Annotated in this window: 29 protein-coding genes and 4 pseudogenes; 12 read left to right on the top strand and 21 right to left on the bottom strand. The window is 72.9% G+C overall.

Annotated elements, in window-relative coordinates:
* The first annotated feature begins 61 nt into the window (after positions 1-61).
* Entirely contained in the window at positions 62-841 is a 780-nt protein-coding gene (locus IM697_RS21460; protein ID WP_194049320.1) for an NAD(P)H-dependent oxidoreductase, read from the top strand.
* 310 nt (positions 842-1,151) lie between these two features.
* Positions 1,152-1,451, top strand: coding sequence for a hypothetical protein (locus IM697_RS21455; protein ID WP_194049319.1), 300 nt, complete (start codon positions 1,152-1,154; stop codon positions 1,449-1,451).
* A gap of 425 nt (positions 1,452-1,876) precedes the next feature.
* Here the strand turns inward: IM697_RS21455 and IM697_RS21450 are convergent, their stop codons facing one another.
* The 4 genes from IM697_RS21450 to IM697_RS21435 form a co-directional block, all read right to left on the bottom strand.
* A complete protein-coding gene (locus IM697_RS21450; RefSeq protein WP_194049318.1) occupies positions 1,877-2,719 on the bottom strand; it encodes an alpha/beta fold hydrolase in 843 nt (280 codons plus the stop codon).
* Positions 2,720-2,723: 4 nt separating this feature from the next.
* Positions 2,724-3,341, bottom strand: a complete 618-nt coding sequence (locus IM697_RS21445; protein ID WP_194049317.1) for a dihydrofolate reductase family protein — start codon at positions 3,339-3,341, stop codon at positions 2,724-2,726.
* A gap of 95 nt (positions 3,342-3,436) precedes the next feature.
* A complete protein-coding gene (locus tag IM697_RS45910; protein WP_194049316.1) occupies positions 3,437-3,613 on the bottom strand; it encodes a hypothetical protein in 177 nt (58 codons plus the stop codon).
* Positions 3,614-3,687: 74 nt separating this feature from the next.
* Positions 3,688-4,653, bottom strand: a complete 966-nt coding sequence (locus IM697_RS21435) for an NAD(P)H-dependent flavin oxidoreductase (protein WP_194049315.1) — start codon at positions 4,651-4,653, stop codon at positions 3,688-3,690.
* A gap of 178 nt (positions 4,654-4,831) precedes the next feature.
* Between IM697_RS21435 and IM697_RS21430 the strand changes: the two genes are divergently transcribed.
* Positions 4,832-6,163 carry a cytochrome P450 gene (locus tag IM697_RS21430; RefSeq protein ID WP_194049314.1) on the top strand — a complete coding sequence of 444 codons (1,332 nt, stop codon included), beginning with the start codon at positions 4,832-4,834 and terminating at the stop codon, positions 6,161-6,163.
* 34 nt (positions 6,164-6,197) lie between these two features.
* On the opposite strand, the gene IM697_RS21425 is transcribed toward IM697_RS21430, so the two are convergent.
* Together IM697_RS21425 and IM697_RS21420 are read right to left on the bottom strand one after the other, a co-directional pair.
* On the bottom strand, positions 6,198-6,749 hold the full coding sequence (locus tag IM697_RS21425; protein WP_194049800.1) for a YciI family protein: 552 nt from the start codon (positions 6,747-6,749) through the stop codon (positions 6,198-6,200).
* Positions 6,750-7,125: 376 nt separating this feature from the next.
* Entirely contained in the window at positions 7,126-7,773 is a 648-nt protein-coding gene (locus IM697_RS21420; RefSeq protein ID WP_194049313.1) for a VOC family protein, read from the bottom strand.
* Positions 7,774-7,921: 148 nt separating this feature from the next.
* On the opposite strand from IM697_RS21420, the gene IM697_RS21415 reads away from it, so the two are divergent.
* Positions 7,922-8,773: a PfkB family carbohydrate kinase gene (locus IM697_RS21415; protein WP_265582727.1), complete on the top strand. Its 852-nt coding sequence runs from the start codon at positions 7,922-7,924 to the stop codon at positions 8,771-8,773.
* A gap of 16 nt (positions 8,774-8,789) precedes the next feature.
* Here the strand turns inward: IM697_RS21415 and IM697_RS21410 are convergent, their stop codons facing one another.
* Entirely contained in the window at positions 8,790-9,278 is a 489-nt protein-coding gene (locus tag IM697_RS21410) for a GNAT family N-acetyltransferase (protein ID WP_322734564.1), read from the bottom strand.
* A 28-nt stretch (positions 9,279-9,306) separates the two neighbouring features.
* Here IM697_RS21410 and IM697_RS21405 point away from each other — a divergent pair, with 28 nt between their 5' ends.
* Complete coding sequence (locus tag IM697_RS21405) at positions 9,307-9,897, top strand: helix-turn-helix domain-containing protein (RefSeq protein WP_194049310.1); 591 nt, start codon at positions 9,307-9,309, stop codon at positions 9,895-9,897.
* Entirely contained in the window at positions 9,894-11,057 is a 1,164-nt protein-coding gene (locus tag IM697_RS21400) for an MFS transporter (RefSeq protein WP_194049309.1), read from the top strand. Before IM697_RS21405 ends, IM697_RS21400 begins: the two co-directional genes overlap by 4 nt.
* A gap of 31 nt (positions 11,058-11,088) precedes the next feature.
* Here IM697_RS21400 and IM697_RS21395 read toward each other — a convergent pair whose 3' ends face one another.
* The 11 genes and pseudogenes from IM697_RS21395 to IM697_RS21340 all read right to left on the bottom strand — a co-directional run.
* Positions 11,089-11,379, bottom strand: coding sequence for a hypothetical protein (locus IM697_RS21395; protein ID WP_194049308.1), 291 nt, complete (start codon positions 11,377-11,379; stop codon positions 11,089-11,091).
* A gap of 54 nt (positions 11,380-11,433) precedes the next feature.
* Complete coding sequence (locus IM697_RS21390) at positions 11,434-12,429, bottom strand: sugar kinase (RefSeq protein ID WP_194049307.1); 996 nt, start codon at positions 12,427-12,429, stop codon at positions 11,434-11,436.
* Positions 12,426-13,472 (bottom strand): SMP-30/gluconolactonase/LRE family protein, encoded by a 1,047-nt coding sequence (locus IM697_RS21380; protein ID WP_228044803.1) that lies wholly within the window; start codon positions 13,470-13,472, stop codon positions 12,426-12,428. The genes IM697_RS21390 and IM697_RS21380 overlap by 4 nt, the downstream gene beginning before the upstream one ends.
* On the bottom strand, positions 13,469-14,104 hold the full coding sequence (locus IM697_RS21375; RefSeq protein WP_194049306.1) for a bifunctional 4-hydroxy-2-oxoglutarate aldolase/2-dehydro-3-deoxy-phosphogluconate aldolase: 636 nt from the start codon (positions 14,102-14,104) through the stop codon (positions 13,469-13,471). Before IM697_RS21375 ends, IM697_RS21380 begins: the two co-directional genes overlap by 4 nt.
* Complete coding sequence (locus tag IM697_RS21370) at positions 14,095-14,943, bottom strand: aldose epimerase family protein (RefSeq protein ID WP_194049305.1); 849 nt, start codon at positions 14,941-14,943, stop codon at positions 14,095-14,097. Before IM697_RS21370 ends, IM697_RS21375 begins: the two co-directional genes overlap by 10 nt.
* Positions 14,944-14,948: 5 nt before the next feature.
* Positions 14,949-16,094 (bottom strand): galactonate dehydratase, encoded by a 1,146-nt coding sequence (dgoD, locus tag IM697_RS21365; RefSeq protein WP_194049304.1) that lies wholly within the window; start codon positions 16,092-16,094, stop codon positions 14,949-14,951.
* Entirely contained in the window at positions 16,091-16,831 is a 741-nt protein-coding gene (locus IM697_RS21360; protein ID WP_194049303.1) for a FadR/GntR family transcriptional regulator, read from the bottom strand. Before IM697_RS21360 ends, dgoD begins: the two co-directional genes overlap by 4 nt.
* Before the next feature lie 39 nt (positions 16,832-16,870).
* Complete coding sequence (locus tag IM697_RS21355; protein WP_194049302.1) at positions 16,871-17,620, bottom strand: SDR family NAD(P)-dependent oxidoreductase; 750 nt, start codon at positions 17,618-17,620, stop codon at positions 16,871-16,873.
* 68 nt (positions 17,621-17,688) lie between these two features.
* Positions 17,689-18,090: pseudogene (locus IM697_RS21350) on the bottom strand (GH36 C-terminal domain-containing protein); the annotation flags it as partial.
* Positions 18,087-18,974: pseudogene (locus tag IM697_RS21345) on the bottom strand (carbohydrate ABC transporter permease); the annotation flags it as partial. The pseudogenes IM697_RS21345 and IM697_RS21350, both read right to left, overlap by 4 nt.
* Position 18,975: 1 nt before the next feature.
* A pseudogene (locus IM697_RS21340) lies at positions 18,976-19,596 on the bottom strand (extracellular solute-binding protein); the annotation flags it as partial.
* Here IM697_RS21340 and IM697_RS21335 point away from each other — a divergent pair.
* From IM697_RS21335 to IM697_RS21320, 4 genes and pseudogenes are all read left to right on the top strand, one after another.
* Positions 19,594-20,067, top strand: coding sequence for a glycoside hydrolase family 2 protein (locus tag IM697_RS21335; RefSeq protein WP_194049301.1), 474 nt, complete (start codon positions 19,594-19,596; stop codon positions 20,065-20,067). The pseudogene IM697_RS21340 and the gene IM697_RS21335 overlap by 3 nt on opposite strands.
* Before the next feature lie 115 nt (positions 20,068-20,182).
* Positions 20,183-20,353, top strand: a pseudogene (locus tag IM697_RS21330) (aldo/keto reductase); the annotation flags it as partial.
* Positions 20,354-20,487: 134 nt separating this feature from the next.
* Positions 20,488-21,648: a trypsin-like serine protease gene (locus IM697_RS21325; protein WP_194049300.1), complete on the top strand. Its 1,161-nt coding sequence runs from the start codon at positions 20,488-20,490 to the stop codon at positions 21,646-21,648.
* Between the two features lie 67 nt (positions 21,649-21,715).
* On the top strand, positions 21,716-22,045 hold the full coding sequence (locus tag IM697_RS21320; RefSeq protein WP_194049299.1) for an antibiotic biosynthesis monooxygenase family protein: 330 nt from the start codon (positions 21,716-21,718) through the stop codon (positions 22,043-22,045).
* Positions 22,046-22,048: 3 nt separating this feature from the next.
* Here the strand turns inward: IM697_RS21320 and IM697_RS21315 are convergent, their stop codons facing one another.
* Positions 22,049-22,894: a DUF817 domain-containing protein gene (locus tag IM697_RS21315; RefSeq protein WP_194049298.1), complete on the bottom strand. Its 846-nt coding sequence runs from the start codon at positions 22,892-22,894 to the stop codon at positions 22,049-22,051.
* Between the two features lie 71 nt (positions 22,895-22,965).
* On the bottom strand, positions 22,966-23,415 hold the full coding sequence (locus tag IM697_RS21310; protein WP_194049297.1) for a hypothetical protein: 450 nt from the start codon (positions 23,413-23,415) through the stop codon (positions 22,966-22,968).
* 204 nt (positions 23,416-23,619) lie between these two features.
* On the opposite strand from IM697_RS21310, the gene IM697_RS21305 reads away from it, so the two are divergent.
* Positions 23,620-23,994 carry an SH3 domain-containing protein gene (locus IM697_RS21305; protein WP_194049296.1) on the top strand — a complete coding sequence of 125 codons (375 nt, stop codon included), beginning with the start codon at positions 23,620-23,622 and terminating at the stop codon, positions 23,992-23,994.
* A gap of 83 nt (positions 23,995-24,077) precedes the next feature.
* On the top strand, positions 24,078-25,004 hold the full coding sequence (locus IM697_RS21300; RefSeq protein ID WP_194049295.1) for a GNAT family N-acetyltransferase: 927 nt from the start codon (positions 24,078-24,080) through the stop codon (positions 25,002-25,004).
* Here the strand turns inward: IM697_RS21300 and IM697_RS21295 are convergent.
* Positions 24,997-25,404, bottom strand: a complete 408-nt coding sequence (locus IM697_RS21295; RefSeq protein WP_194049799.1) for a hypothetical protein — start codon at positions 25,402-25,404, stop codon at positions 24,997-24,999. The genes IM697_RS21300 and IM697_RS21295 overlap by 8 nt on opposite strands.
* Positions 25,405-25,602: the final 198 nt, after the last annotated feature.

Here is a 25,602-nt window from a genome sequence, read left to right as displayed (position 1 = left end):
TTCCTGCACGCCGGGCGGCACAGCGCCCAGGATCGAGGGCATCCGATCCGAAGGAGTTCTCATGAAGACGCTGATCGTCTACGCCCACCCGGAGCCGAAGTCGCTCAACGGCTCGCTGAAGGACCTCGCGGTGTCCACCTTGGAGAATGCCGGGCACGAGGTACGGGTGAGCGATCTGTACGCGATGAACTGGAAGGCGGTCGTGGACGCCGCGGACTACGGCCCCCACACCTCGAGTCCGCTGAAGGTCGCCCTCGACTCGGGCCGGGCCTTCGACGCCGGGGCACTCACCCGGGACGTCCTCGCCGAGCAGGAGAAGCTGCTGTGGGCCGACATGATCATCTTCCAGTTCCCGCTGTGGTGGTACACGATGCCCGCGATCCTCAAGGGCTGGGTGGACCGGGTGTTCGTCTACCGCTTCGCGTACGGCGTCGGCGAGCACAGCGACACCAAGTACGGCGAGCGCTTCGGCGAAGGCACCCTCGCGGGCAGGAAGGCGCTCCTGTCGGTGACCGCCGGCGGCCCGGCGTCGCACTACGCCGCTCGTGGGATCAACGGCCCCATCGACGATCTGCTCTTCCCGATCCACCACGGCATCCTCTACTACCCGGGCATCGAGGTACTGCCGCCGTTCGTGCTGTACGGCACCGACCGGATGACCGACGAGGAATACCCGGACGTCGCCAAGGCGTGGGAGCGGCGCCTGCTCACCCTGGAGTCGACCGAGCCGATCGCGTTCCGGCGGCAGAACTTCGGTGACTACGACATCCCCTCGCTGCACCTGAAGGAGGGTCTGGAGGCCGCAGGCCGCACGGGTTTCGGGCTGCATGTGCGGGGCTGACCGCCGACGACGGTCAGGACGAGCCGGCTCGCGAACCCGCGGAGCACCTTGATCACGTCACCGCACGCGTACTCACCGTTGCTGCTGACCGCCGTCACCGTGGAAGAGGACGGCGCGGACGCGGCGGTTGGACGCGACGACTCCGTCTCCCGAGCCTCTGCTCGCGGGACCGGTCCCGGCTGTTGGCCGTGAGAATGCGCGCATGCCGCGCGCTCACCGGAGTGCCGCGGCAGGTTGATCCAGCCATGGGACAAGGGGGCAGGACGTGAATTGGTCGTGGCCGGCCTTCGCTACGGTGGCCCTGGTCTGGGTGGTGCTGTTCCTGCCCAGAAGTGGGCGTGTCCGGCTGAAGTCATCACTCGCCGGGGCTTTTGTGGTGATCGGCGAAGCGATCCTGCTGAGCGGTGTGGAGGGCGAGATCTTGATCACCGCCCAGCAGTTTCTGGCGGCAGGGCTGCTGCTGCTTGCCGAGATCGCCACGAGCCGCGACAACCCGCGGTTGTCCGTCGGTTGCGCGCTCGCCGCGTTGGCCTTGGGTGTGCTGGCGGTGCGCGGCCATCGGCGGAGCGCCCCGGACCGGTACGGCCGGCACGGCGTGCCGGGTTCGTGAGCCAAATGAGCCGGGTCCTGCCTGCGCTGGGCGGGCTGGCGGTTCTGGCGGTCCCGCTCGTGGTGGAGATCTCCGCGATTCGGGAGCGTCGGCGGTCTCGGCGGGCCATGTTCTGTGCGGGGCGGGTTGCCGAGGTCGAGGTGGCCGAGTACGACGGAGGCACTGTCCACCAGCCGGTGGTGGAGCTTCGCCCCGGGCCTGAGGGACGGGCGGTGACGGGCGAGCGGGCCGGTAGCCCCGTCAACTACCGGCACCGTTGGGTCCGTCTGCAGCAGCGGTCCCGCCCGGTGACTGACGGGCAACTGGCCTGCAGTTGATCGGACCTGCTCGCTGCACCCCGCAGTCCGGATCAGCGCGCCGATACGCCGATGCCGCCGCCTTCCGGCTGGACCTGTGAAGAACGCGGCCTCGACGCCCTCCGTCCGCTATCCGAGTGTGAGCACCGCCTCGGTGACCTCACCGACCGCCGCAGCGGGGATCGCGGTGGCGGCCTCCTCGAGGACGAGCAGCCGCGCCCCGGGGATCTCCCGCGCGATCGCCTCGCCGTTGCCGACGGGGAAGAACCGGTCGCGGCGGCCGTGGACGACGAGCGTGGGGACCTCGATCTCGGGCAGGCGCTCGCGCCAGCGAGGCTTGCAGTCGAGCCTGGAGAACACCATGCCCAGCTGGTTCGCCATCTGGACCGGGGGTGCGGTGCCGGGCGTGCGGTCCCAGACGCGCACGGCGGTTGCACGCGCGGCGACGGGGTCGTCGCCGAGGATCTCCGCGCCGGCGGCGGCGAACTCCGCCACCGCCTCACGGTCGGTCCAGTCGGGCATCGGACGCGTGAACAGCCGGCGCATCGTCGCCTGGTCGTGGTCGGGGAGGTCGCCGTCGGGCGGGCCAGGGGCAACCGCGCGGGTGCCGACCAGGGTGAGCGCCGAGAACGCGCCCGGATGGTCGAGCACGGCCACCTGGGCGACCATCCCGCCGACGCCGATCCCCGCGAGGTGCGCGGGGCCCCCGCCGAGCGCGTCTGCAAGGGCCGCCGCGTCCGCGGCGAGGTCGCGCAGGGTATAGGCGGGGGCCTCCGGGTCCGTCGTTGTCGACTCCCCGCTGTCGCGCAGGTCGTAGCGCACCACACGGCGCCCGCCGGCGGCGAGGCGCTCGCACAGCGCGTCGGGCCAGGAGAGCATCGTCGTCCCGCCCGCGAGCAGGACGAGTGGCGCGTCGTCGGCACCGAACGACTCCACGCCCAAGGCGATCTCGTTGGCGTTGACAGTGGTCATCGGGTCACCCCAGGACGTCGTAGGTCAGGTGTGTCGCGGTGGATGTCGCGATCACGCTCCGCTGCACCAGCGTGCGCGGCGCTCCACTGGTGAACAGTGCTGTCCCGGAGCCCAGCACGACGGGCGCGAGGTGCAGCGTCAGCGCGTCGACCAGCCCGGCGTCGAGCGCCGAGCCGACCGTGGCGCCCCCGCCCATGAGGATGACGTCGAGGTCCTTGCCGCCGGCCGACGACGCCGCCTCGGCTCGCTCGCGCGCGGCGGTGACGGCGTCGGGCAGTCCGGTGGTGACGAACGTCCAGTCGAGGTTGGTCGTCCGCACCGACTCCGGCGGCGAGCTCGTCACGACGACGAACGCGGGCGTGCCGACCTCGCCTGCGCCGTAGCCGACGCTGTCGTCCCAGCCTCTCGGCCCGTCGACCACGTCGAAGAGGTGGCGGCCGAGGACGACGGCGCCCGAGCGGGAGGTCCCCTCGCGCAGGACCCGGCGGTCGTCGGGGTCGTCGGAAAACGCCCACGTGTGCAGGGCCTCGCCGCCGGTGCCCAGGCCGTTGAGCGGGCCGGGGTCGGGCCCGGTGACGAAGCCGTCGAGAGAGACCGAGATGTCAGCGATGATTCGAGTCATACCAGGGCAGACCCGATCCGCCGCCCACACTCATCGCTCACGCAGGAAGCGTGTGGCGGATGCGGACTCGACAGCACGACAGGCGTTCGAGGTCCTCATGGGCCGGGGAGAGGAGTCCGGACGGCGTGCAGCACCTGCTCGGCCGGGCCAGGCGGGATGCCGACCGTGTGCGTGATGACGCGCGTGAGCTTGTGCTGGAGGATCTGCGCGACGAGGACGCGGTGCCGGTGGCTGACGAAACCGGAACCGGACCGCTTCCGGACGGCGGGCATGGTCTGCCTGAAGGCCGATGCGCCGCGACTGGATTCCGGTAGCGGTTCCGGGGAGGGGGCCCGGAAGCTCCAAGTCAGCGGCTGCCGGCTCGGGACAGTGCCTCCTCGGCCTGTGCCGCCAACCTGCCGACCAGGTCCGCCGCGGACGGCAGGTCGGTGATGAGGTCGATCGCCTCGCCGGCCCACTGCGGCAACGCGGGGATGGTGCCCTGGGCGACGGCGTCGCGGTACGCCTGCCGGGCGTGCGGGGCGGCAGCGAGTTCGTCCTCCCGGTCCCGCCATGCGTCGAGGAAGGGGTGGCCGAGGGTGCGGGCGGTGTACTTGGCGGGCCAGCGCGATGCGCGGGCGATGTCCAGCACCCTGTTGCGCTCGGTGTCCTCCCCGCGCCCCGCCACGATCGCCTGGGCCGTCGCGGGGGCCACCAGGGCCTCGGCCGTGGCCTGGAAGCGGGTGCCGAGCAACGCGCCGGCCGCCCCCAGCGCCAGGGCCGCCGCCACGCCACGCCCGTCGGCGACACCGCCGGCCGCCAGCACCGGCACCGGCGCCGCCAGGTCCACCACGACCGGCACGAACGGCAGCGTCGATCGCCCGTGCCCGGACCCGTGACCGCCGGCCTCGGTGCCCTGCGCCACGATCACGTCGGCGCCGAGATCCACTGCCCTGCGGGCCTCCTCCAGGTCGGTGACCTGAAGGATCAGCGCCGTGCCCGAGTCGCGGACGCGTTCCGCGAAGGGGCTCGGGTCGCCGAAGGAGAGCATCATCGCCGCCGGGTCGTGCTCCAGCGCCCGCCCGACCACGCCGTCGTCGATCGCCCACGTCTGAAAGCCGATGCCCCACGGCTTCCCGGCGCACTCCGCGGCCAGGACGGGCAACTCGCGGGCCAGCCAGCCCTCGTCACCGTTGCCGCTGCCCAGCAGTCCGAGGCCACCGCCGCGTGAGACCGCGGCCGTCAGGGCGCCTCCGGCCGACCCGCCCATCGGGGCCAGAGCGATCGGGTGCTGCACACCGAACAGTTCCGTGAACTCCGTCGACAAGGCCATGTCCGCCATGCTCACCGATCGACGAGCGCGAGCGCATCCCCTCGGGTGGCGTGGCGTGAGAAAGGCCCCCGCGCGCTACGGGGTTGGCCCTGGCGGACTGTCACCAAATGCGCCTGCTCCTCCCGTACAGTCCGATGCAGCAGCACCCCGCGGCCGACCTCGAGAAGGAACAACGACCATGGACACCGAAGCCGGTCTCGGCTCCCTCCCACACGCTTCCGGAACGGCCCGGCCGGTTCCCGAAGTCGAGCCCGAGCTCGTGAAGCGGTGGCATGCGCGGGGAGGTGAACTGGTCGAACTCCTGGCGTTGGTGCGTGAGCGGGTCGGTGGCGTCGCCGCTTTCCGGCTCGGGCCCGCCCGGACCGTTCTCGTGACCGAGCCGCACGCCGTTCAGCATGTGCTCGCCCGCCACCCGGAGCAGTACGTCAAGCGGTCCCACCGCGCACGGCTGCTGGTCGGCGACGGCGTCCTGTCGGCCGAGGGTGAGGCGTGGAAGCGGCAACGGCGGCTGCTTCAGTCCCAGTTCACCGGCACCGGGATGCGCCGCTACGACGCCCGGATCGTCGAGGCGGCCCGGGTCACCGCCGAGCGCTGGGCGGCGTACGCGCGGACCGGGCAGGTTCTGGACGTCGGGCGGGAGATGCAGCGCTTCGCCCTGGACGTCATCTGGCGTTCGCTCACCGGTCATCCCCTCGACGACGACACCCAGCGCGAACTGACGGCCGTGGAGGCCGTGGGTGCCGCCCTTCCGACGCTGCCCGCCGATGCCGAGGACGCGAGGGAAGCCGTGGCCGCCGATCTGGCCCGGATCGACGCGGTCGCCCGGCACGCGATCGAGGCCGCCCGCGGCGGGGAGGTCGGCCCCGACGGCCCGGGGCTGCTGCGTGTCCTGATCGACGCCGCCGCCGAGCGGCCCGAGTACACCGACGGGCTGATCCGCGATGAGCTGGTCACCCTGCTCGCGGCCGGGCATGAGACCACAGCCAACACCCTGACCTGGCTGTATCTGTTGCTCGATCAGTACCCCGGCGCGCGTGAACAGGCTCTCGCCGCCGGCGGCGAGGGCTCCGACCAGCGCCGTCAGGCCATTCAGGCGCTGGTCCACGAGACGCTCCGGCTCTACCCGTCCGCCTGGGTCCTGCCCCGCCACGCCGCCGAGGACGACACGCTCGCCGGCCACACCGTCGAGGCCGGCACCGACATCCTGGTCTGCCCCTATCTCACGCACCGCGATCCCGAACTGTGGCCGGATCCCGAGCGGTTCGACCCGCGGCGCTTCCTCACCCCGAACGGTCGGCCGAGTCACACGGGTGCCTATCTCCCCTTCGGCATCGGTCCGCGCGCCTGCCTCGGGATGCAGTTCGCGCTGCGGGAGTCGACCGTCCTGCTCGAGCATCTGCTGCCGGCCCACACCGTGGCCTTCTCCGCCACGCCCGAGAAGGCGAAGTACGGCATCACCGTGCGCCCGGACGGTCCGACTCCGGCGACCCTGCGACCGCCCCTCGGGTGACTTCGGGAGCGCCGGTGCCGGCGCTCCCCCCGCCTCAGCGTCGCCCGCCGAACTCCCAGGCGTGGACCTCGACATGGGCGTACCGGTGGGGCGCCAGCACGGCACGTGCGGTCGCCGCGTCCGGCGCCCTGACCAGCGCCGCCGTACCGAGCCAGGCGGTGCCGTCGTCGGACAGCAGCGGCCCGTACGCGATGAGGTCCTCGCCGGCCGGCGGCTCGGTCGGGCCGTCGGTTCGCTCCGGGCCGAGGCCCAGCACCAGATACCGGTCGCCGCCGCTGCCGCTGCCGCCGGGGAAGTCCCACATGGTGCGTCCGAGCAGGTTGCGCCAGCGGCGCAGCAGCACGTCCCGGTACACGCCGGCCTGGTAGTTGGGCTCGTCGAAGGCGAACGCGCGGGCCGCGGCGGGGTCGGGCAGGTCGACGATGTGCACACTGCCGGTCGGCGTCTCACCGTCCGCCGCGAAGGTCGGGCCCCGCGCGATCAACTGCTCGGTGAACAGGTCCATGTACGACCAGTGCTCCTCCCCCAGCTTCTCGCGCAGGGGCAGCGAGTCGGACCGATCGCGGTGGTAGCAGAAGAACTCCATCCCCGCAGTCTGGGCCATTGCCTCACCCTTTGTGGCACGATCCGCAGTCATTTCCTGGGGTGGCACCTCGATCCGTATGTCCCGACGGGCGGGAGCGGATACGGGCCGTCGCCGTCGGTGGTGGTGGCGCAAGAGCCTGGACCGGAACCGCGCCTCGCCGTCCGGGTCGTCGGCCCGATGAGCCTGCCCCGCACCACCAGCGGCAAGATCAAGCGTGCCCGAACCCGGGAGGAACTCCGCGCCGGCCGACCCGTGACCCGGCGGACTGAGCGGGGCCTCCGTGTCGTGTCACGCTTCATCCGCGGGGAGCCCCCTGGTGTGCGTCGTCCGGAGGGCGCTGTCGAGACCTGAGCACCGTCGCCGTGGCAGCCGCGGTCTACTTCGTGGGCAGGAGTGACGTCGTGGGCTCCCAGGTGAAGCCGTCCGGGTCGGTGAAGGCGTCGACGGTGCTGCCGAGGACGATGTGGTGCGCGCCGTTGCCCTCGTCGGCGACGCCGAGGTCCTTGGCCAGGCCGCGGCGCTTGTACAGGGCCAGCTTGACGGGGCTGGAGCCGTCGGCGGCGAACTCGGTGTACTTGCCGCCGAAGCTCCGGGCCACGGTCAGGCCCCGGGCGACGTAGAACTGCCTGCTGGCCTTCACGTCCGCGACGCCCAGCAGCAGGAGGATCTCGTCGATCTCGCGGGTGGCGGGACCGGTGTCCTTCTTCGCCGGGGTCGCGACCTTCCAGATCGTGCCGTCCGGCGCCCGGACGACCCCGCCGTAGCCCCACAGCGACTTCGCGGCGGGCTTCAGCACCGTGGCGCCGGCGTCCACGGCGGCGGCGAGGAAGCCGTCGACGGTGGCCGGCCGGGACACCGTGAGTGCCAGGGTGAAGCCGCGGAATCCGGTGGACTGCGCCTCGGCGGCGCGTAGGTCGATGTGCTCGTTTACGCCGAAGGCGGTGTAGAAGCGGCGGGCGGCCTCGGGGTCGGTGACCTCGAGGGTGACGGATGCGAGGGACTGGGTGGATGTCGTGGTTGCCATGCACGTCACGCTAGGGGCGACCGGGCGGCCGGGGCTTCTCGATTCCTGACCGGTCCGGGTGGGCACGGTTGAGGGGACCGGTCGGACAGGGGGTGGGGGCGAGAGGAGGTGCGCCTCGGTGCGATCAGGCGCGAGAAGAGGGCTCTTCGTGGGTCTGTGCACCCTGGATGTCATCCAGCTCGTCGATCATGTCCCGGCTCCCGACGAGAAGCTCACGGCCCGCGAACAGACCGTGGCCGCGGGCGGTCCGGCGGCGAACGCGGCCGTGACCTTCGCCCACCTGGGCGGCGCCGCCGGGCTGCTCAGCGCCATCGGCTCCCACCCGCTGGCCCGTGCGGTCACGGTCGACCTGGACCGGGCGGGCGTGACCGTGTCGGACCTCGCGCCCCACGCGACCGACCCTCCCGCCGTGTCCTCCATCATGGTCACCGCCGCCACCGGTCAGCGTGCCGTCGCCTCGACCAACGCCACCGGACACCGGCTCGCCCCGCCCGCCGATCTCGGAGCGCTGGTGGCGGCCTGCGACATCGTCCAACTCGACGGTCACCACATGCAGCTGGCCACGGCGACCGCTCACGCCGCGCGCGCCGCCGGGCGCCGTACCGTCCTGGACGCGGGCAGTTGGAAGCCGGGCACACAGAACCTGCTGGGGTGGATCGACGTGGCCGTCTGCTCCGCCGACTTCCATCCGCCGGGCACCCGCACCCCCACCGACGTCCTGCGCTTCCTCCACCGGCACGGGGTCGCCTGGGCGGCGGTCACCCGGGGAGAACGGCCCATCGTGTGGGCGGGCCCCGACGGCGGCGGAACCGTCGACGTGCCCGCCGTGCCGGTGGCGGACACGCTGGGCGCCGGCGACGTTCTGCACGGCGCCCTGACCCATCACCTCGCCGCCCAACGGGAGCTGAACTCACAGGGCTTCGCCCAGGCCCTGCGGGCCGCCGCCGAGGTGGCGTCCCGGGCGTGCACCTCGTTCGGCACGCGAGCCTGGATGCGCTGACGGGCGGGCCGGCGGTTCAGTTCAGAGCCAGTCGCATGAGGGCCAGGTCGAGTCGGCGGCCGAACTTGGTGCCGACCTCCGGCAGGGTGCCGGCATGCCGGAACCCGAACCGTTCGTGCAGCCGGATCGACGCGGTGTTCTCCGCTTCGATACCGGCGACGACGACCCGGTGCCCCGCCTCGCGCGCCGCGGTGACGAGCGTTGCGAGCAGGGCGGAGCCGATGCCGAGTCCGTGCCGGCCTTCGCGGACGTAGACCGAGTCCTCGACCGTGTGGCGGTATCCGTCCAGCTCCCGCCACGGGCCGTAGACCGCGAACCCGGCCACCTCGCCGTCCACGTCGGCCACGAACGCCGAGCCGCGCTCGATGTGTGTGGACAGCCAGGCCGCCCCCTCGGCCGGGGACTGCGGGGTGTCGGTCCACAGGGCCGTCGAGTGCTCGACCGCGTGGTTGCGGATCGCGCGGACGGCCTCGGCGTCGCCGAGATGTGCCGGGCGTACCGTCACAGCACCACCCCTCTTATATATTGGATTCATGTCCAACATAGTAGATCCTCTGGTGGGGCGGATCGCGGCCCGGATCCGCACCGAACGTGAACGCCGCCGGTGGACCCTGGCCCAGCTCGCGGACGCCTCCGGTGTCTCCCAGGCGATGATCAGCAGGATCGAGCGCGGTGAGAGCAGCCCCACGGCCGTCGTCCTCGGCAAGCTGTCGGCCGCCTTCCAGCTCAGCGTCGCGTCCCTGCTCGCCCTCGCCGAAGGCGCGCCGCACGAGGCGGACGCACGGCCCGGTGTGCGCCGCCAGACCGACGCGGCCGAGTGGCGCGACCCGGGCACCGGCTACCGGCGCCGGCAGATCACCGGCCCGCGGTTCCCCGCCGAGATCGCCGAGATCCGTCTGCCGGCCGGTGCCCGGGTGCCGTACCCGGCCGCGGCGTTCGCCTTCGTACGACAGGTCGTCTGGGTCCTCGACGGCCGGCTGACCTTCCACGACGGGGACGCCGTCCATGAACTCGGCGCGGGCGACACCATCGAACTCGGCGAGCCCACCGAGCGCGTCTTCGCCAACACCACCGACACCGAGTGCCGCTACGCCGTGATCCTCGCCCGCGGCACCCAGCCGTGACCCGGCCGCTGCCCCGAGGCGGCACGCTGGTCCTCGCCTGCACAGCCGGCACGGCGATCGCGAACAACTACGCCCTCCAGCCCGCGCTCTCGGCCGTCGCCGCCGATCTGGGCGTGCCCCTCTCCGTGATCGGCCTCGTGCCGACGGCCGCGCTCGTCGGCTGCATGACCGGCTTCGCCCTCCTGCTGCCCCTCATCGACCACGTCGCCCCGCGTCGCCTGGTGACCGCACAGCTCACGGCGCTGGCCGCCGCCCTCGGGATCGCCGCCACCGCGTCCGGCCCGGCCCTGCTCCTGGCCGCCCATCTGCTGATCGGCGCCGCCGCCAGTGTCGCGGCGCAGGCCGGCAACATCGCGGGCCGGCACGCGCGGCCCGGGCGGCGTGGCACCGGCGTCGCCACCGTGGCCGCCGGCATGTCGGCCGGCATCCTGCTCAGCCGGGTGGTGGGAGGGGCGCTGGCCGACGTCCTCGGGTGGCGGCGGATGCTCCTCGTCTTCGCCGTCCTCGTCCTGCTCTGCGCGGCGGCCGCCCGTACGCTGCTTCCCCGGCAGCGTCCCCGCACCGACCTCGGCTACCGCGCCACCCTCGCCTCGCTTCCCCCGCTGCTGCGCCACCACCCACCGCTGCGCCGCGCCGTGGCCACCGGCGGCCTGTGGTACTTCGCGTTCAATCTCGTCTGGGTCGCCCTGGCGCTCGCCCTGGCCGAGCCGCCCCACTCCCTGGGCCCGACCGCCATCGGCCTGTACAGCCTGGCCGGGCTCCTCGGCTTCGCCGCCCTCCCCCTGAGCGGACGCCTCACCGACCGCCACACCCCCCGCGCCGTGATCACCGCCGCTGTCCTGGCCGCCGCGGCCGGAACCGCGCTGCTGGCCACCGGTCTGAGCCGCCCACCGGTCACGGCACTCGGGCTCGCCCTGTTCGACGCCGGCTGCTTCGCCGCCCAGGCCGCCAACCAGAGCCGCATCATCGCCCTCGACCCCCGCCGCTCCGGAAGCCTCAGCAGCGTCTACCTCGTGCTGTACTTCACGATCGGCGCCCTCGGCAGCGCACTCGCCGCACCTGTGCTGGACGCCCTCGGCTGGCGGGGCGTCACCCTCACCGCCCTCACCGCGCTGCTCCTCGCGGCGGCCCTGGGACGCCCCGGCGTGGGCCGCGGGTGAACAGGTCGGCGCGGCCCGGCAACCCGCTCCGCTACAGCCCCGCGCCGCCCGCCTCCGTGTGCCAGACCGCCTTCTTCACCTGCTCCTCGACATCGCTGCACGTCGCGCCCTGCGCCCTGGCGTACTCGGCCAGCGCGATCCGCACCTCCCGGGCCAGATCCCGCCAGGCCCGCAGTGCCGTGTTGTAGGTCTCGCTCTGCCGCGGGCTCCAGCCGCCCTGCTGGGTCGGCGGTCCGTACATGCCCCGCAGCTCCTCCACGCGGCTGTGCGCCTGCTCGGCCGCGCGCTCCTTCGCCACCAGCTCTTGGAAGATAGTCGTCACACAAATGGAGCATAGGCGGGCAAATCTCCCGGCGCGCGGCGAACGTCCGGGTGCTCAGGCCGACGGCGACACCACCGCCCGCTCCGCCCACTCCCGCGCCGACAGGGCGAGCAGCGCCTCCCTCTCCGCCGGATCGGGCAACGGGCCGTGGTCTCCCGTCACTTGGAGCGCGGAGGCGGCGGTGATGTGCCCCAGGCGGAGGGCGTTGGCCGTGGTCGCGCCCCGCAGCAGGCCCGCGAGGAACCCGGCCGCGAAGGCGTCGCCGGCGCCGACGGCCTCCACGACCGCCGTACGCGGTGTCGGCACCGCGACGGTGCCCTCCTCGGTGAACGCGGTCGCGGTGTTCGCCCCGTCCTTGACGACGAGGATGCGCGGCCGCCGGAGCTGCGCGCGCACGCCTTCCTCGGTAAAGTTCGCGCCCCACAGCGCCTGTGCCTCGTCCAGGCCGACGAAGACGATGTCGGCGCGGTCGGCGAGCTCGCGCAGCGCGGCCGGGGCCGTGCCGTGCGGCCACAGGGCGGCCCGGTGGTTGACGTCGAAGCTCACCGCGTACGGGCGGGTGCCCGGCTCGGTGGTCAGTGCCCGTGTCACCAGGGCGCGGCAGGACTCGGACAGCGCCGGGGTGATGCCGGTCAGGTGCAGCAGTGCCGCCGTGCGGACGGGCGGGCCGTCCAGCAGGTCCGGGCCGAGGGCGGAGGCGGCCGAGCCGCGCCGGTAGTAGTGCACGCGGGTACCGTCGGGGCCCGGATCCTTCACCAGCAGGCCGGTCGGGCGGTGGGGGTCGGTGCGCACGTGCGAGACGTCGACGCCGGTCGCGGCGACGGTGTCGCGGACGCGATGTCCCAGCGGGTCGTCGCCGAGTGCCGAGAGCCAGGCGACCGGGATGCCGTGGTCGGCGAGGTACATGGCGACGTTCGACTCGGCTCCCGCCACCGACAGACGCAGCCGGGGTGCGGTGCGCAGAGGGCTCGGCGGGTCGGGGGCAAGGGCGGCCATCGTCTCTCCGACGCAGACGACCGGGCCGGGAGCGGGGCGCCAGGTGGCGGTCATCCGGCGTCCCCGCTGGTCGAGGGGCTGCGGACGGTGTCGAGCCGGCAGGCCGGCGTCGGCGTGCCGGGCACGTCCACCCGGACGGTGAACAGGGCGCCGTCGTCGTGGCCGGGTGCGGCAAGGCCCACGCGGGCGGTGGTGATGTGCAGGACGTCGTGGGCCAGGGGGTGCTCTGAGGGGCCAGTGCGGTGCCCGTGCCCGCCGCGGCAGCGGCTTTGGCCCTTTGGCCGGTGCGGCGAGGGTGCGTGCCGACTGTGACAACAGCCGCTGCCGCGGCGGGCGCGGGTGCCGTGCGGGACCCTCAGAACACCCCCTAGGCACACCCCGGCCGGTTGGCGTGCCGGCAGGCGCACGGTGCGGTCGAGTGTGCCGTCGGGCAGATGGCGGCGTACGGTGCCGGTGCCCCAGACGGCGATCCACACGGCACCCTCGACGTCGACGGCCATGCCGTCGGGGCTGCCCTCGCGGATCGTGACGAAGTCCTCGGGTGCGCCGAGGTCGCCCGTCACCGGGTCCACGGGGTAGCGCCGTACGACACCGCGGGCGCTGTCGGCGAGGTACATGTGGCCGCCGTCGGGGGTGAACGCGGGTCCGTTGGGCACGGTGATGCCGTCCAGCACCCGCGCGACCGTGCCGTCCCGGTCGAGGCGGTACAGGGAACCGGCGCCCTCGTCGGCGTCGTACGCCATGCTGCCGGCCCAGAACCGGCCGAAGGGGTCGGCCACGGCGTCGTTCATGCGCATGCGGTGCGGGGCGTTCTCCTCCGGCCGCGCCAGCCAGTCGAGGGTGCCGTCGGGACGCAGCAGGCCGATGCCGGTGTCGGCGGCCGCGACCCAGGTGCCGCAGTGGCCGGACAGGGGTGCCACGGCGCCCAGCGGGACGGGGAGTTGGGCCACTGTGCGCAGGGGCGCCGTCTCGTCGTGCGGTGCGGTCAGCAGCCGGCCGGCGAGGATGTCGACGAGGACGACGTCGGTGCCGGTCCAGCGGATGCCCTCGCCCAGTTCCAGGCGGTCGGGGCGGGTGGGCCTCAGCTGCGCGGTCACGGCGTCGCCGCCTGTGCCACGACGGTGCGGAACCGGCGGGCGCGCTCCCTGAGCGCGGCGGTGCTGCCGCCGTCGGCGGCGTCGCCGACCAGGGGCGAGCCGACGCCGACCGCGACGGCACCGGCCGCGAGGCAGGCGCGCGCGGCGGCCTCGTCGACCCCGCCCACCGGGACGAACGGCGCGTCGGGGAACGGGCCGCGCAGGGCTTTGAGATAGGCCGCTCCCCCGGACTGGGTGATCGGGAAGACCTTCAGCGCGGCCACGCCCAGTGCGCGGGCGGCGATGATCTCGGTCGGGGTCAGCACTCCGGCGAGGACCGGCATGCCCAGCTCCTGTGCCGTGGTGACGCCGTCGCCGAGTCCGGGGGTGACCGCGAAGTCGGCTCCGGCACGGTGGGCGGCGCGGGCGTCGTCGGCGGTCAGCACGGTGCCTGCGCCGAGGGGGTGGCCGGGGCCGAGGGCGTGGCGGGCGCGTTCGATGACGGCGAGGGCGTCCTTGCCGCTGAGCGAGACCTCGATCAGTTCGATGCCCTCCTCGACCAGGGCCAGTACGGTGCGCAGCGCGGCGTCGGGGTCGTCGCCGCGCACGATCGCGACCAGTCGGTGAGTGGCCAGCGCGGCCGTCAGGTCCACGAACGGTGCTCCTTCGGTGCGGGGTTCGAGGGGCAGCGGCAGGCCCCGGTGAGCGTGAGCCGCCAGCGGACCTCGCCGGACTCCGGGACCCGTGCGGCGTCGTCGGGTCCGGCGTCGGCGAGGTCGAAGACGCGGCCGAGCATGGGCTCGACGCCCGTGCTGCGGTAGGGGTCCGGTTGGGGGTGGCCGGCGAGGTTGCGCCACAGGGCGATCGACACGGGTTGTCCGTCCGCCCGCAGTTCCAGGGCGAGTCGGTCACCGTCGTCGTGGACGCAGCACAGCGGTGTGTCGACGACGGCCCCGACCGCGGTGCCGTCGTCGGGGCCTAGCCGGTGCAGGGGCAGTCCGCGGGGTGTGGGCCACGGGCCGGTGATCCAGGGTGCGCCGGTGGGCCAGGGTTCGTCCAGGAGTGGCGCCGCTTCGGGGAACAGTCGGGTGGTGGCGCCGGACGGCATGCGCAGGGTTGCGTGCGCGGACAGGTCCAGCAGGGCGTGGGCCGCCCACACGAAGCGGAAGCCGGGCTGTGCGGTGAGGGTGTAGTCGGCCTGGGCGCCGCCGTCGGCCGTGGGACGGATGGACCGTTCGAGAGTGAAGGACGCGCCCCGTACGTGTTCGGTGCCGCCGGTCCGGGTCCAGGGCCGCGACCAGGCGTCCCCGTGGTCGGGCAGGCCCCGGACGGTGGGAACGCACTCCTCGAGACCGCCCGCGTCCACGAACGCGTCGCCCGGCACGGCCCGGTCGCGTTCCGGGTCCGGGCGGTGCCAGAGCCATTCGCGTCCGGGTGCGCGCAGGGAGGTCCAGCGGCCGCCGTGCGCGGGGTCGGTGGTGATCTGCAGCAACGGCGTCACCACTCGGCGAAGGAGTCGTCGGAGTGCCGCCAGACGGGGTTGCGCCAGGCGTGTCCGGTGCGGTCGGCCTCGCGTACGGCCGCCTCGTCGAGGGTGATGCCCAGGCCGGGGGCATCGTTGCGGGGCGCGTGGCCGTCGACGAAGCGGAACGGGGCGGGGTCGGCGAGGTAGGACAGCAGGTCGGCGTCCTTGTTGTAGTGGATGCCTCGGCTCTGTTCCTGGATCAGGAAGTTGGGGGTCGCGAAGGCGACCTGGAGGCTGGCGGCCAGCGCGATGGGGCCGAGCGGGCAGTGCGGGGCCAGCTGGGCGCCGTAGGTGTCGGCCAGGGAGGCGATGCGGTGCACCTCGGAGATGCCGCCGGCGTGGGACAGGTCGGGCTGGGCGACGGCGATGCCGGCGGTGAGGGCGGGCAGGAACTCGCCGCGGGAGTAGAGGCGTTCGCCGGTGGCGAGGGGGATCGGGGTCGCGGCGACCAGGCCGGGCAGCAGATGGCCGTGTTCGGGGACGACGGGTTCCTCCACGAACAGCGGGTGCAGCGGGGCGAGTTCGGCCAGCACGCGGCGGGCGCTCGCGGCGGTGAAGCGGCCGTGGAAGTCGACGGCGACGTCGCGGTCCGGGCCGAGGACGTCGCGGGCGGCGGCCACCCGGGCGACGACGGCGGCGGTCTCGGCCGCCGTGGTGATGGGCGAGGTGGCGCCGGCGGCGTTCATCTTGACGGCGGTGAAGCCGGCCTCGACCTGGGCGGTGATCTGCTCGGTGAGCTGGGCGGGTTCGTCACCGCCGACCCAGGCGTAGACGCGGACGCGTTCGCGTACGGGCCCGCCGAGCAGGGCGTGCACGGGGGCGCCGTAGGTCTTGCCGGCGATGTCCCACAGGGCCTGGTCGAGGCCGGCGACGGCGCTGGAGAGGACGGGGCCGCCGCGGTAGAAGCCGCCCTTGGTGAGCACCTGCCAGTGGTCCTGGATGCGCAGCGGGTCCTTGCAGAGGAGGTAGTCCGCCAGGACGTCCACGGCGGCGCGGACCACCTCGGCCCGGCCCTCGACGACGGGTTCGCCCCAGCCGACCACGCCGTCGTCGGTCTCGATGCGGCAGAACAGCCAGCGCGGCGGGACCAGGAAGGTTTCTATTCGAGTGATCTTCACTTGCCGCCGGTGCCTTTCGTGTCGTCGTCGGCCTCGACCCGGTCCAGATCGCGACCGGCCTGGACGAGCAGGGCCCGCATCGCGGCCTCCGCGGCCTGCGGGTCCTGGTCGCGTACGGCGTCCAGGACGGCGCGGTGGGCCGGTACGGGGTCCTCGCTGTGGGGGTGGCTGTGCACGATGCGGTCGCGGTGGGCGAGGCCGGGCTCGATCACCATCTCCATGCGTTCGAGGAGTTCGTTGTGGGTGGCGGTGAGCAGGGCGCGGTGGAAGGCGAGGTCGGCCGCCACGGCCTGCCCCGGGTCGAAGCCCTCCTCCCCCATCGCCTCCAGCGCCGCTTCGAGGGCCGCGAGGTCGGCGTCGGTGCGGCGCTCGGCGGCCAGCCGTACGGCGGCCGGTTCGACGATGGCGCGGACCTCGGCGAGATTGCGCAGCAGCGTCCGGTCGGCGTCGGTGGCCTGGTCGGCGCCCTCGAACTGCCAGCGCAGCACGTCGGCGTCGAGCAGGTTCCAGTCGGCGCGGGCCCTGACGAAGGTGCCGCGTTTCTGGCGGGCGTCGACCATGCCCTTGGCGGCGAGCACCTTCAGGGACTCGCGCAGGGCGGTGAGGCTGACGTCCAACTCGCTCTGCAGCGCCACCAGGTCGAGCGTGGCGCCCTCGGGGATCTGACCGCACAGGATGCGGCGGGCGAGGGCCTCCACGGTCTGGCCGTGCACGCCGCAGCGGGCGTAGGGCGTCATGTCGTACAGCCTTTCTGCAGATGAGAGGGGAGGCGTGGGTCATGCGGAGGCCTTCACGACGCTCCAGCCGCCGTCCACGACGAGGCTCGTGCCGGTGATGTAGGACGCTTCGTCGGCGCTGAGGAAGGCGATGGCCGCGGCCACCTCCTCGGGGGTGCCGAAGCGGCGGGCGGCGGTCTCGGCGACGCTGCGCTCGCGGTCCTCGGGCTGCACCCGGTCCCAGGCGGCGGTCAGGACGGGTCCCGGCAGGACGGCGTTGACGCGGACGTCGGGCCCGTACTCGACGGCGAGCTGTCCGCACAGGGACAGCAGGGCGCCCTTGGACGCGGCGTAGGCGGGGTGTCCTGGGATGCCCGTGCGCGCGTGGACGGACGAGGTCAGCACCGCCGCTCCCCGGCGGTCCCGCAGATCGGGCAGCGCCGCCCGGAAGCCGAGGAAGCTCGCGGTGAGGTTGACGGAGAGCTGCCGTTGCCACGACTCGAGGGTGGTCTCGTGCGCCGGGGCCACGTCGACGGTGTAGGCGTTGCTGACGAGGACGTCCACGGGCCCGAAGTCATGGGCGGCGGCGACGATCCGGCGCCAGTCGTCCTCCGCCGCCACGTCGGCCCGCACGAACCGTGCCCGGCCGCCGTCCTTCGTGATCCGTTCGGCCACCGCCGCACCGCGCTCCTCGGCCACGTCGGCGAGCACCACCGCGGCTCCCTCCTGGGCCAGGCGCGCGGCGGTCGCGGCACCGATGCCGGAGGCCGCGCCGGTGACCACGGCCGTACGGCCGGTGAAGCGGTCCATCGTGGGGTCGACTCCTTCGTGAGCGTGGTTCGCGAGCGGGAACGGGCCGTGCGGGAAACATATGCGGCTCACCGGCGTGCCAGCACCACCAGGTCCGCATCATGATCGGCGCTCCAGGCGAAGGGCAGCCCGTAGTGCAGCAGATGGGCGCCGCTGTACGTCGTTCCGGTGGCCGTGTCCCGATAGTGCGCCGCCGGGTCCAGCCCGCGCAGCCGGAGCCGGTCGGGCCGTCCGGGCACGAGCGGAGCGCCGTCGAGGCGTCCGGTGCTCAGCGCGGCGACGACGGTGTGCTCTCCGGCGTCGTACTGCACTCCGCAGGTGGGGTCGGCCGGCGAGCCCAGCAGCCGGACCTGTCCGTGGTGGATGACCTCCCGCACCTCTTTGTAGCGGGCGATCCACCGGGCGGCCTCGGCCCGCTGCCGCGGGGTCCAGGCCCGCAGGTCGGCCCCGATGCCCAGCACTCCGCAAACGCCAGCACGAAGATGACGACGGCCAGGGCGGAGCCGTATCCGAGCCGCAGGGACTGGAAGGCGGTCGAGTACATATAGGTGCTCAGCAGTTCGGAGGAGTGGTAGGGGCCGCCTCGGGTGAGCGACCACACGACGTCGAAGGAGCGCAGCGAGTCGATGACGATGACGGACAGAACGACCGCGTTGACGCTGCGCAGTTGGGGCAGGGTGACATGGCGGAAGCGCTGCCAGGCGGTCGCTCCGTCGACCTTGGCGGCCTCGTACAGGGCCGGGTCGATGCCCTTGAGTCCGGCGAGGTAGAGGACCATCACGTACCCGATCTGCCGCCACAGCGCGGGCACGATGACCGCGTACAGGGCGGTGTCCTGGTCGGCGAGCCAGGCGTGCCGCAGGCTGCCGAGGCCGACGGATTCGAGGAGTTGGTTGAGGACTCCGTCGGGCTGGTAGATGGCCTGCCAGACCAGGGCGGTGGCGACCAGGGAGAACACGACGGGCAGGAAGAGCGCCGCGCGGTAGATGCCGACGCCGCGCCGCTCCTGTTGGAGCAGCAGTGCGGCGGCGAGGCCGAGCAGGGCGGACAGGCCGCCGAACAGCACGAGCCAGAGCACGGTGTGGCCGACGGCGCCGCGGAAGATGTCGTCGCCCGCCATCTCCCGGAAGTTGTCCAGGCCGACGAACTTCGGCGTCGACACGCCGTCCCAGCTCGTCAGGGCGAGGTAGAAGCCCTGGAGCGCGGGCCAGAACACCCACACGGCCTCGGCGAGCAGCGGGACGAGGACGAAGGCGAGCACCAGCGGGGGTGTGCGCCCAGGGCCCCGGGCCCGGCCGCCACGGGACGGCGCCGGGACCGGGGGCTTGCGGTGGGGGGCGGTCACGACGGCCATGTCAGACGTTCCAGATCTTCTCGGCATCGCGCTGCCAGTCGGCGAGAATGCTCCCGAACTCCTTGGGCCGGGCGAGGAACTTGGTCAGCGCGGTGTCGGCGGTGGGCTGGAGGGCGTCGCTGGAGTCGCGGTTGAAGAACTGGGTGATCTCGGCGGCCTCCTCGATGTGCCTGCGGCCCTTCTTCACCAGGGGGGTGCCGGCGTCCTCGGCGTCGGGATGGCAGGGCAGGACGGTGCCGGAGGAGCCCTTGATGTAGATCTCCTGGGCCTCGGCGGTGGCGAGGTAGCCGAGCAGGTCGAGCACGCCGTCGCGGCGTCCGGTGCGGGCGCTGGCGAAGTAGCCGTCGGTGGGGGCCTCTTCGGCGAGCGGCACCTTGGGGTCGATGACCGGGAAGCGGAAGAAGTCGATGTCGTCGAGGGCGTCCTTGGGCGCCGCGTCGGCGAAGAAGGTGCCGATCAGCATCATGCCGCTGCGCCCGTTGAGCAGGGCGGTCGTGGCGTCCTGGAAGGCACCGGCGGTGCCGTTGGGGTCGAAGTACGGCAGCGCCTCCTGCCAGCGGTCGAAGACCTTGCGTACCTCGGGGTCGTCGAAGCGGTGCTTTCCGGCGAGCAGTTGACGATGGTCGCCGCCTCGTCGACCACGACCGCCTTCAGCGCGGGCCGGCCGGACGACCTGCCCGGCTTCCATCTGCTGCGGCTGCGCCTCGTGGACGCGCGCGGCGGCCTGCTGGCGGAGAACACGTACTGGCGATACCGCGAGCCCGCCCACATGCGCGCGCTGAACCAGGTCGAGCGGACCCGGGTGTCGGCCGAGATCACCGGCACGGACCGCTCGGGCGCCCGGCGCGGGCTCACCGCACGCCTGCGCAACCGGGGTACGACGGTCGCGGCGATGGTGCGCGTCTCGCCCCTCGACTCCGCCACCGGTGACCGGGTGCTGCCCACGCTGTACGGCGACAACTACCTCTGGCTGCTCCCCGGCGAGTCCAGGGACGTCACGCTGTCCTGGCCCGCCTCGGCCCTCGCGTCCGGCAGACCGGTCGTACGTGTGGACGGACACAACGTGCCCACGACGACCACGGGCCGGGCCTGAGCATGATCCGCACCCTTCGATACCGGCACAACTTCGGTGACCACAAGCCCTTCGAGGCCGGCGCGAGGTCGTCCTGCGCGCCTTCGGCCTCGGCATCACCCACCACGACCTCGCCAAGGCCCAGGGGCTGGTCATCGGCGCCTCGCGCACCGAGCGGTTGGAGCAGAACGTGGCCGCACTGGAGAACCCCGACTTCGCCGACGAGGAACTCGCCGAGATCGACAAGTACGCCACCAACGGCGGCGTCGACCGGTGGCGGGACGCCCGCGCCGGCAACCTCGGCTGAGCCGCGCCTTCCTGTCATCTCTGGTATGGACCTGACATGCCGACATCGCTATGCTCTACCCAACCCCGAGTGAGAGCGCTCTCAGATTGCGGTTGTTCCACCCCACCTTGTTGGAACGACGAAGGGCAACTCCCTTGAGACGCAGCAGACTCAAGTACGCCGGCCTCGCCGCACTGCTGGTGCTCGGCGGCTGGACCGCGGGCGGCACCGGGCAGGCCTCGGCGGACGAATCCCCCACGGCGGCCGACACCGAACCCGCCTCCCCCGGGCTGCTCCAGGCGATGCAGCGGGACCTCGGCCTGTCGAAGGAGCGGGCCGAGGCCCGGCTCGCGGCGGAGCGCACCGCCATCGACCTCGCACCGAAGGCGCGCAGGGCGGCCGGATCCGCCTACGGCGGCGCCTGGTTCGACGCGGCCAGCGAGCGGCTCACCGTGGCCGTCACCTCCGACGCCCCGTCGACGACCGTACGGGAGCTCCGCTCCACCGGGGCGAGCGTGCGCACCGTCGCACACAGCGCGCGCGAACTCGACGCGGCCAAGGCACGCATCGACCGCCTGCCCGCGCCGTCGGGCGTGAGCAGTTGGCACGTCGACCCGGCCGCCAACACCGTGGTCGTGAACGTGGTCCGCGACAAGCGGGCTGACAACGATGTCCGCCGGTTCGTCTCGCGTGCCCGCGCAGCGGGGCCCGTCACGGTCGAGACGGTGGCCGCCGCCCCGCGCACCTTCGCGGCGGGCACGGTCGGCGGCGACCCGTACTACACGGGCAACGTCCGCTGCTCCATAGGCTTCTCGGTGCACGGCGGATTCATCACCGCGGGGCACTGCGGACAGTCGGGCGCCAGTGTCAGGGGCTGGGACGGCACCCACATCGGGACCTTCCAGGGCTCCTCGTTCCCGGGCAACGACTACGCCTGGGTGAGCGTCGGCAGCGGCTGGTGGACGGTACCGGTCGTCCTCGGCTGGGGCACGGTCCCGGACCGCCTCGTGCGCGGCTCGGGCGAGGCACCCGTCGGCGCCTCCGTCTGCCGGTCCGGCTCCACGACGCACTGGCACTGCGGCACCGTGCTGGCCAAGAACGAGACGGTCAACTACAGCCAGGGCGCGGTGCACCAGATGACCAAGACCAGCGTCTGCGCCGAAGGCGGCGACTCCGGGGGCTCCTTCATCAGCGGTGACCAGGCGCAGGGGGTCACCTCGGGCGGCTGGGGCAACTGCTCCGGCGGCGGGGAGACCTGGTTCCAGCCCGTCAACGAGATACTCGGCCGCTACGGGCTGAGGCTGCACACGGCCTGAGCCACGCGTGGGGGGGGCGGCCCGGGCGGTGACCGGCCGGGGCGCTCCTCCTGGCAGGATGAGCACCATGAGCGTAGTCAAGATCAACGTACTGACCGTGCCCGCCGAGCAGCGCGAGACGCTGGAGAAGCGCTTCGCCTCGCGGGCCCATGCCGTGGAGAGCTCCGACGGGTTCGAGTGGTTCGAGCTGCTGCGGCCGGTCGAGGGCACCGACACCTATCTCGTGTACACGCGCTGGCGTGACGAGGCGTCCTTCCAGGCGTGGATGGAGGGTCCGATGAAGTCGGCCCACCAGGGCGGCGGCGAGGGAGGCGGGGAGCGCCCCAAGCCGGCGGCGAGCGGGTCCACCCTGTGGTCCTTCGAGGTCGTGCAGCAGGCGGGGCCGAAGAGCGCCTAGCGGTCAGCGAGGGCGGGGGCCGGGCCTCCGCCTTCGCCCGGCCCGCGTCGACGTGCCGGTGCTCCCGGGCCCGTGGTACGACCGTGTCACTGCCACCAGCACGACGGTGACGCTGATCAGCAGGGACCAGGCGCCGAACTTCTCCAGCCCCACGGGCTGCCAGCCGTCGAGCTGGTAGGGGTAGCGCCAGGCGCCCACATAGGTCGCGAGGTTCTCGGCGATCCACAGGAAGAAGCCGATCAGGACGAACGACAGCGCGAGCGGCATACGGCGGCGCACGCCGCGCACCGTGAAGTGCGCCCAGGTGCCCGCGGTGACGACGAGGAGCGCCGCGGCCAGGAGCCAGCGGACGTCGGGGAGCCAGTGGTGGCTGAAGAAGTTGACGTACACGGCGGCGGCGACGGCGGCCGTCGCGCGCGGGCGGTACCGGACCAGCTTCAGGTCGAACAGGTGCCAGGCGCGGCAGACATAGCTGCCGACGGCGGCGTAGAGGAATCCGCCGTACAGCGGGACGCCCGCGAACTTCAGCACGGCCGGCTCCGGATAGCTCCATGAGCCGAGGGACACCTTCACCAGCTCGAAGGCCAGGCCGATGACGTGGCAGACCGCGATGACGGCGACGTCCCGGGCGTTCTCCCAGCCGCGCAGCCAGAACAGCCCCGTCAGCAGCACGCCGTAGACGACGAGCAGGTCGTAGCGGGCCACGGGGAGGCCGGGCAGCAGGGTCGACGCCGCCACGCCGGACATCAGGGCGATGGCGAAGGCGCAGGAGCGTGTCTGCAGCCACGCGAACTCGAGGAGCTGGCGCAGCGAGGCGGTCAGGGGGCCGGTGATGCTGGCGGTGTGCATGATCCCAAGGACGAGCCGAAAGCCTTCTCGGTTGCCTGGGATCCCGGCCCCCACGCGGAGCTGCCCCGCGGTCAGTACCAGTTCGTGTGCGTCAGGGCGTGGCCGTCGCACACCAGCAGGGCGCGCGAGACGCGGCCGTGGAGGTTGTTGCCGATCTTCGTGTAGGCGTAGTTGATGCCGGGGTCGACGGTCTCCGAGACCCAGCCGTCGGCGCGCCCCGCCCCGGAGTTCGAGCGTTCGAGCAGGGCGGCGCAGTTGGTGCGGGAGTTCTCGATGCGGGCGAAGGAGCCGCATCGGTCGGAGTAGAAGTACTTCAGCCTCATGCCCTCGAAGGTCCTCGTCGCCCCGATCTGGCGGAAGGACCCGGAGCAGCCGGAGACGGTCGGGTACTGGCCCTCGAAGCCGTAGGCCCCGTAGTTGCCGCCCGAGTACGGTGCGGCCTGGGCGGTGAGCGGGGTGAGCGCCAGCATCGCGGCGGCGCCTGATGTGGCCAGCAGGGTCTGAAGCGTTCGGCGGCGCATGCGAGCCCTCTCTCCTGGGTCGGTGGTGTGCGGTGCCGGCGGTCGTCGCGGCCGCGCACCGCTGATGTTCCAGACCGTAGGGTTCGCGCCGTGGCGGACGGTACCTGAGAACTCTCAGGGTTCTGGTGACCTCGCGTTTCCCTACAGTTCCGAGTGCCGGCCGGATGCCGGGCAAGTGACCAGCCGAACCAGGGGGAACCCGTCATGACCACCCGTACCTTCGCCCGGGCCGCGCTCGTCGGCGCCGGCGCGCTCGCGCTGCTCGGGCCGCTCACGGCCGCCACCGCGGTCGCGGCCTCCGACGTGAACCGCGGTGATGCCCGGATCATGGCCGCGCCGTACGCCGTCGTGCCGTACGAGACGGTCAACGTCCGTTCCGGACCCGCGCGTTCGTACGCCAAGGTCGGCAGCGTCGCGGCGGGCCAGCCGCGCGGGGCGTACTGCTGGGTACGCGGCGAGACCATCCGCGACAACGGCTACACCAACAACGTGTGGGTCAAGCTCGTCGAGGGCTATGTGAGCGCGGTCTACCTCAAGGGCAACGAGTACGGCGACCTGCCGGCCTCCGCGACCTGCTGACGCCGCGCGGGCATCGGGGGAAGGGCGGGAGGGTCGCCGAAAATCCGTTGCGGCCCTCCCGCCCTCGCGCGGACTCTGGGCCCATGCCCTACGCCCTTCGCCCCGCCGGTCTCGCCGACGCGGCCGCCGTCACCGACCTGCTCAACGACATCGACCGGATCGAGATCGGCCGGCCCGAGACCGATCTGCACACCGTCCTGGCCGATCTGAAACGGCCCGACATCGCTCTGGACCGCGACTCGTGGCTGGTCTTCGACGGGGACCGGCTGGTGGCGTACGGGCTGCTGTGGGACGAGTCGGGGGGCGAGCGTGTCGACGTCGACCACTATGTGCTGCCCGACCACCAGCGGGCGGGCGAGCTGATCCTGGACGCGCTGGAGGCCCGGGCCCTGGCCAGGACCCGGGAGAACGGCGCGAGTCGGGCGGTGGTGCATCTGCACCTCAACACGCGGCCCACGCTCGACACGGACCTGATCGAGCGGCGGGGCTGGTACGTCGTACGGCGCTATCACGTGCTGCAGCGCCCGCTGACTTCGGTGGAGGTTGCGATGCCGGAGGTTCCGCCCGGCATCCGGCTGCGGGCGTGCGCCGACCCGGCCGACCGTGCCCGGGTCCACGCGCTGTACCAGTCGAGCTTCGCCGAGCACTTCGACTTCCAGCCGCGCACGTATGAGCAGTGGCTGCGGGACGTCGACGCGGACGCCCTCGACTGGTCCCTGGTGTGGATCGCGGGTACCGAGGACCTGGGGGACGCCGGGTTCCTGATGGCCCGTGACGACCGTGAGGCCATGGGCTGGATCCGCAGCATCGGCGTGGTGCGCGAGGCCCGGGGCGCCGGGCTGGGCGGCCTGCTGCTGCGAAACGCGTTCGCCGCCTTCGCCGCCCGTGGCCGCGACACGGTGGGGCTGGGTGTGGACACCGCCAACGCCACCGGGGCCCCGGCGCTGTACGCCCGGCACGGGATGACCGTGCACTACGCCGTGGACACCTGGGAGGCGGTCCTCAGCTGACGGCGGCCGGCACCTGGCCGGAGCCGGGGGTGCGCCGGCTCTCGTGGCGCAGGGCCGCACCCGTGACCAGCGCGCCGATCCCCTCCCACAGGCCGACGCCGAGGAAACCGGCGGGGGCCCGGCCGCCGATCACCGCGAGCGTGAAGACCGCGCAGGTCAGCAGGCGGAAGGGCACGGTCCAGCGGAAGAACGCCTTCCAGTCGCAGAGCGCGGCCAGCACGTAGTACACACCCATGTTGAGGGCCGCCATGGACGACGCCGTCACGAAGACCAGCGTGTGATCTCCCGTCCCCCGCCCGGGGCCCATCACGGGCGTGAAGCCCATGAGCCGGAGCAGGGCGTCGGGGGCGACCAGCCCCACCAGGCCCATGACGGCGGCCAGGAGGCCGAAGACGGCCATGGTCCAGCCGGACGCGGAGCGGGGCAGGAGTCGCACGAAGTCCTCCAGAGCCAGGGAGAGTTGGGCCTCAGGGCCGGGCAGCGCTTCTTCGAGCGTTGTTGTACAGGCGCAGCAGGTGCTTGGCCACCGCGCAGGGCATGGTGTCGGCATGGCACTGCCGACAGGTCCGCATGTGGTGTTCGTAGTCGGTGCGCGTCT

The organism is Streptomyces ferrugineus, assembly GCF_015160855.1.
Lineage (GTDB): Bacteria > Actinomycetota > Actinomycetes > Streptomycetales > Streptomycetaceae > Streptomyces > Streptomyces ferrugineus.
Note: the sequence above shows the minus strand (reverse complement) of the source record. Positions and strands in the feature narration are given on the sequence as shown.

Coding starts and splice junctions, on each gene's coding strand:
- IM697_RS21460 (WP_194049320.1), top strand. CDS start 62: ATGAAGACGCTGATCGTCTACGCCCACCCGGAGCCGAAGTCGCTCAAC.
- IM697_RS21450 (WP_194049318.1), bottom strand. CDS start 2,719: ATGACCACTGTCAACGCCAACGAGATCGCCTTGGGCGTGGAGTCGTTC.
- IM697_RS21445 (WP_194049317.1), bottom strand. CDS start 3,341: ATGACTCGAATCATCGCTGACATCTCGGTCTCTCTCGACGGCTTCGTC.
- IM697_RS45910 (WP_194049316.1), bottom strand. CDS start 3,613: ATGCCCGCCGTCCGGAAGCGGTCCGGTTCCGGTTTCGTCAGCCACCGG.
- IM697_RS21435 (WP_194049315.1), bottom strand. CDS start 4,653: ATGGCCTTGTCGACGGAGTTCACGGAACTGTTCGGTGTGCAGCACCCG.
- IM697_RS21430 (WP_194049314.1), top strand. CDS start 4,832: ATGGACACCGAAGCCGGTCTCGGCTCCCTCCCACACGCTTCCGGAACG.
- IM697_RS21425 (WP_194049800.1), bottom strand. CDS start 6,749: ATGGAGTTCTTCTGCTACCACCGCGATCGGTCCGACTCGCTGCCCCTG.
- IM697_RS21420 (WP_194049313.1), bottom strand. CDS start 7,773: ATGGCAACCACGACATCCACCCAGTCCCTCGCATCCGTCACCCTCGAG.
- IM697_RS21405 (WP_194049310.1), top strand. CDS start 9,307: ATGTCCAACATAGTAGATCCTCTGGTGGGGCGGATCGCGGCCCGGATC.
- IM697_RS21390 (WP_194049307.1), bottom strand. CDS start 12,429: ATGACCGCCACCTGGCGCCCCGCTCCCGGCCCGGTCGTCTGCGTCGGA.
- IM697_RS21360 (WP_194049303.1), bottom strand. CDS start 16,831: ATGACGCCCTACGCCCGCTGCGGCGTGCACGGCCAGACCGTGGAGGCC.
- IM697_RS21355 (WP_194049302.1), bottom strand. CDS start 17,620: ATGGACCGCTTCACCGGCCGTACGGCCGTGGTCACCGGCGCGGCCTCC.
- IM697_RS21335 (WP_194049301.1), top strand. CDS start 19,594: ATGGTCGCCGCCTCGTCGACCACGACCGCCTTCAGCGCGGGCCGGCCG.
- IM697_RS21320 (WP_194049299.1), top strand. CDS start 21,716: ATGAGCGTAGTCAAGATCAACGTACTGACCGTGCCCGCCGAGCAGCGC.
- IM697_RS21315 (WP_194049298.1), bottom strand. CDS start 22,894: ATGCACACCGCCAGCATCACCGGCCCCCTGACCGCCTCGCTGCGCCAG.
- IM697_RS21310 (WP_194049297.1), bottom strand. CDS start 23,415: ATGCGCCGCCGAACGCTTCAGACCCTGCTGGCCACATCAGGCGCCGCC.
- IM697_RS21305 (WP_194049296.1), top strand. CDS start 23,620: ATGACCACCCGTACCTTCGCCCGGGCCGCGCTCGTCGGCGCCGGCGCG.
- IM697_RS21300 (WP_194049295.1), top strand. CDS start 24,078: ATGCCCTACGCCCTTCGCCCCGCCGGTCTCGCCGACGCGGCCGCCGTC.
- IM697_RS21295 (WP_194049799.1), bottom strand. CDS start 25,404: ATGGCCGTCTTCGGCCTCCTGGCCGCCGTCATGGGCCTGGTGGGGCTG.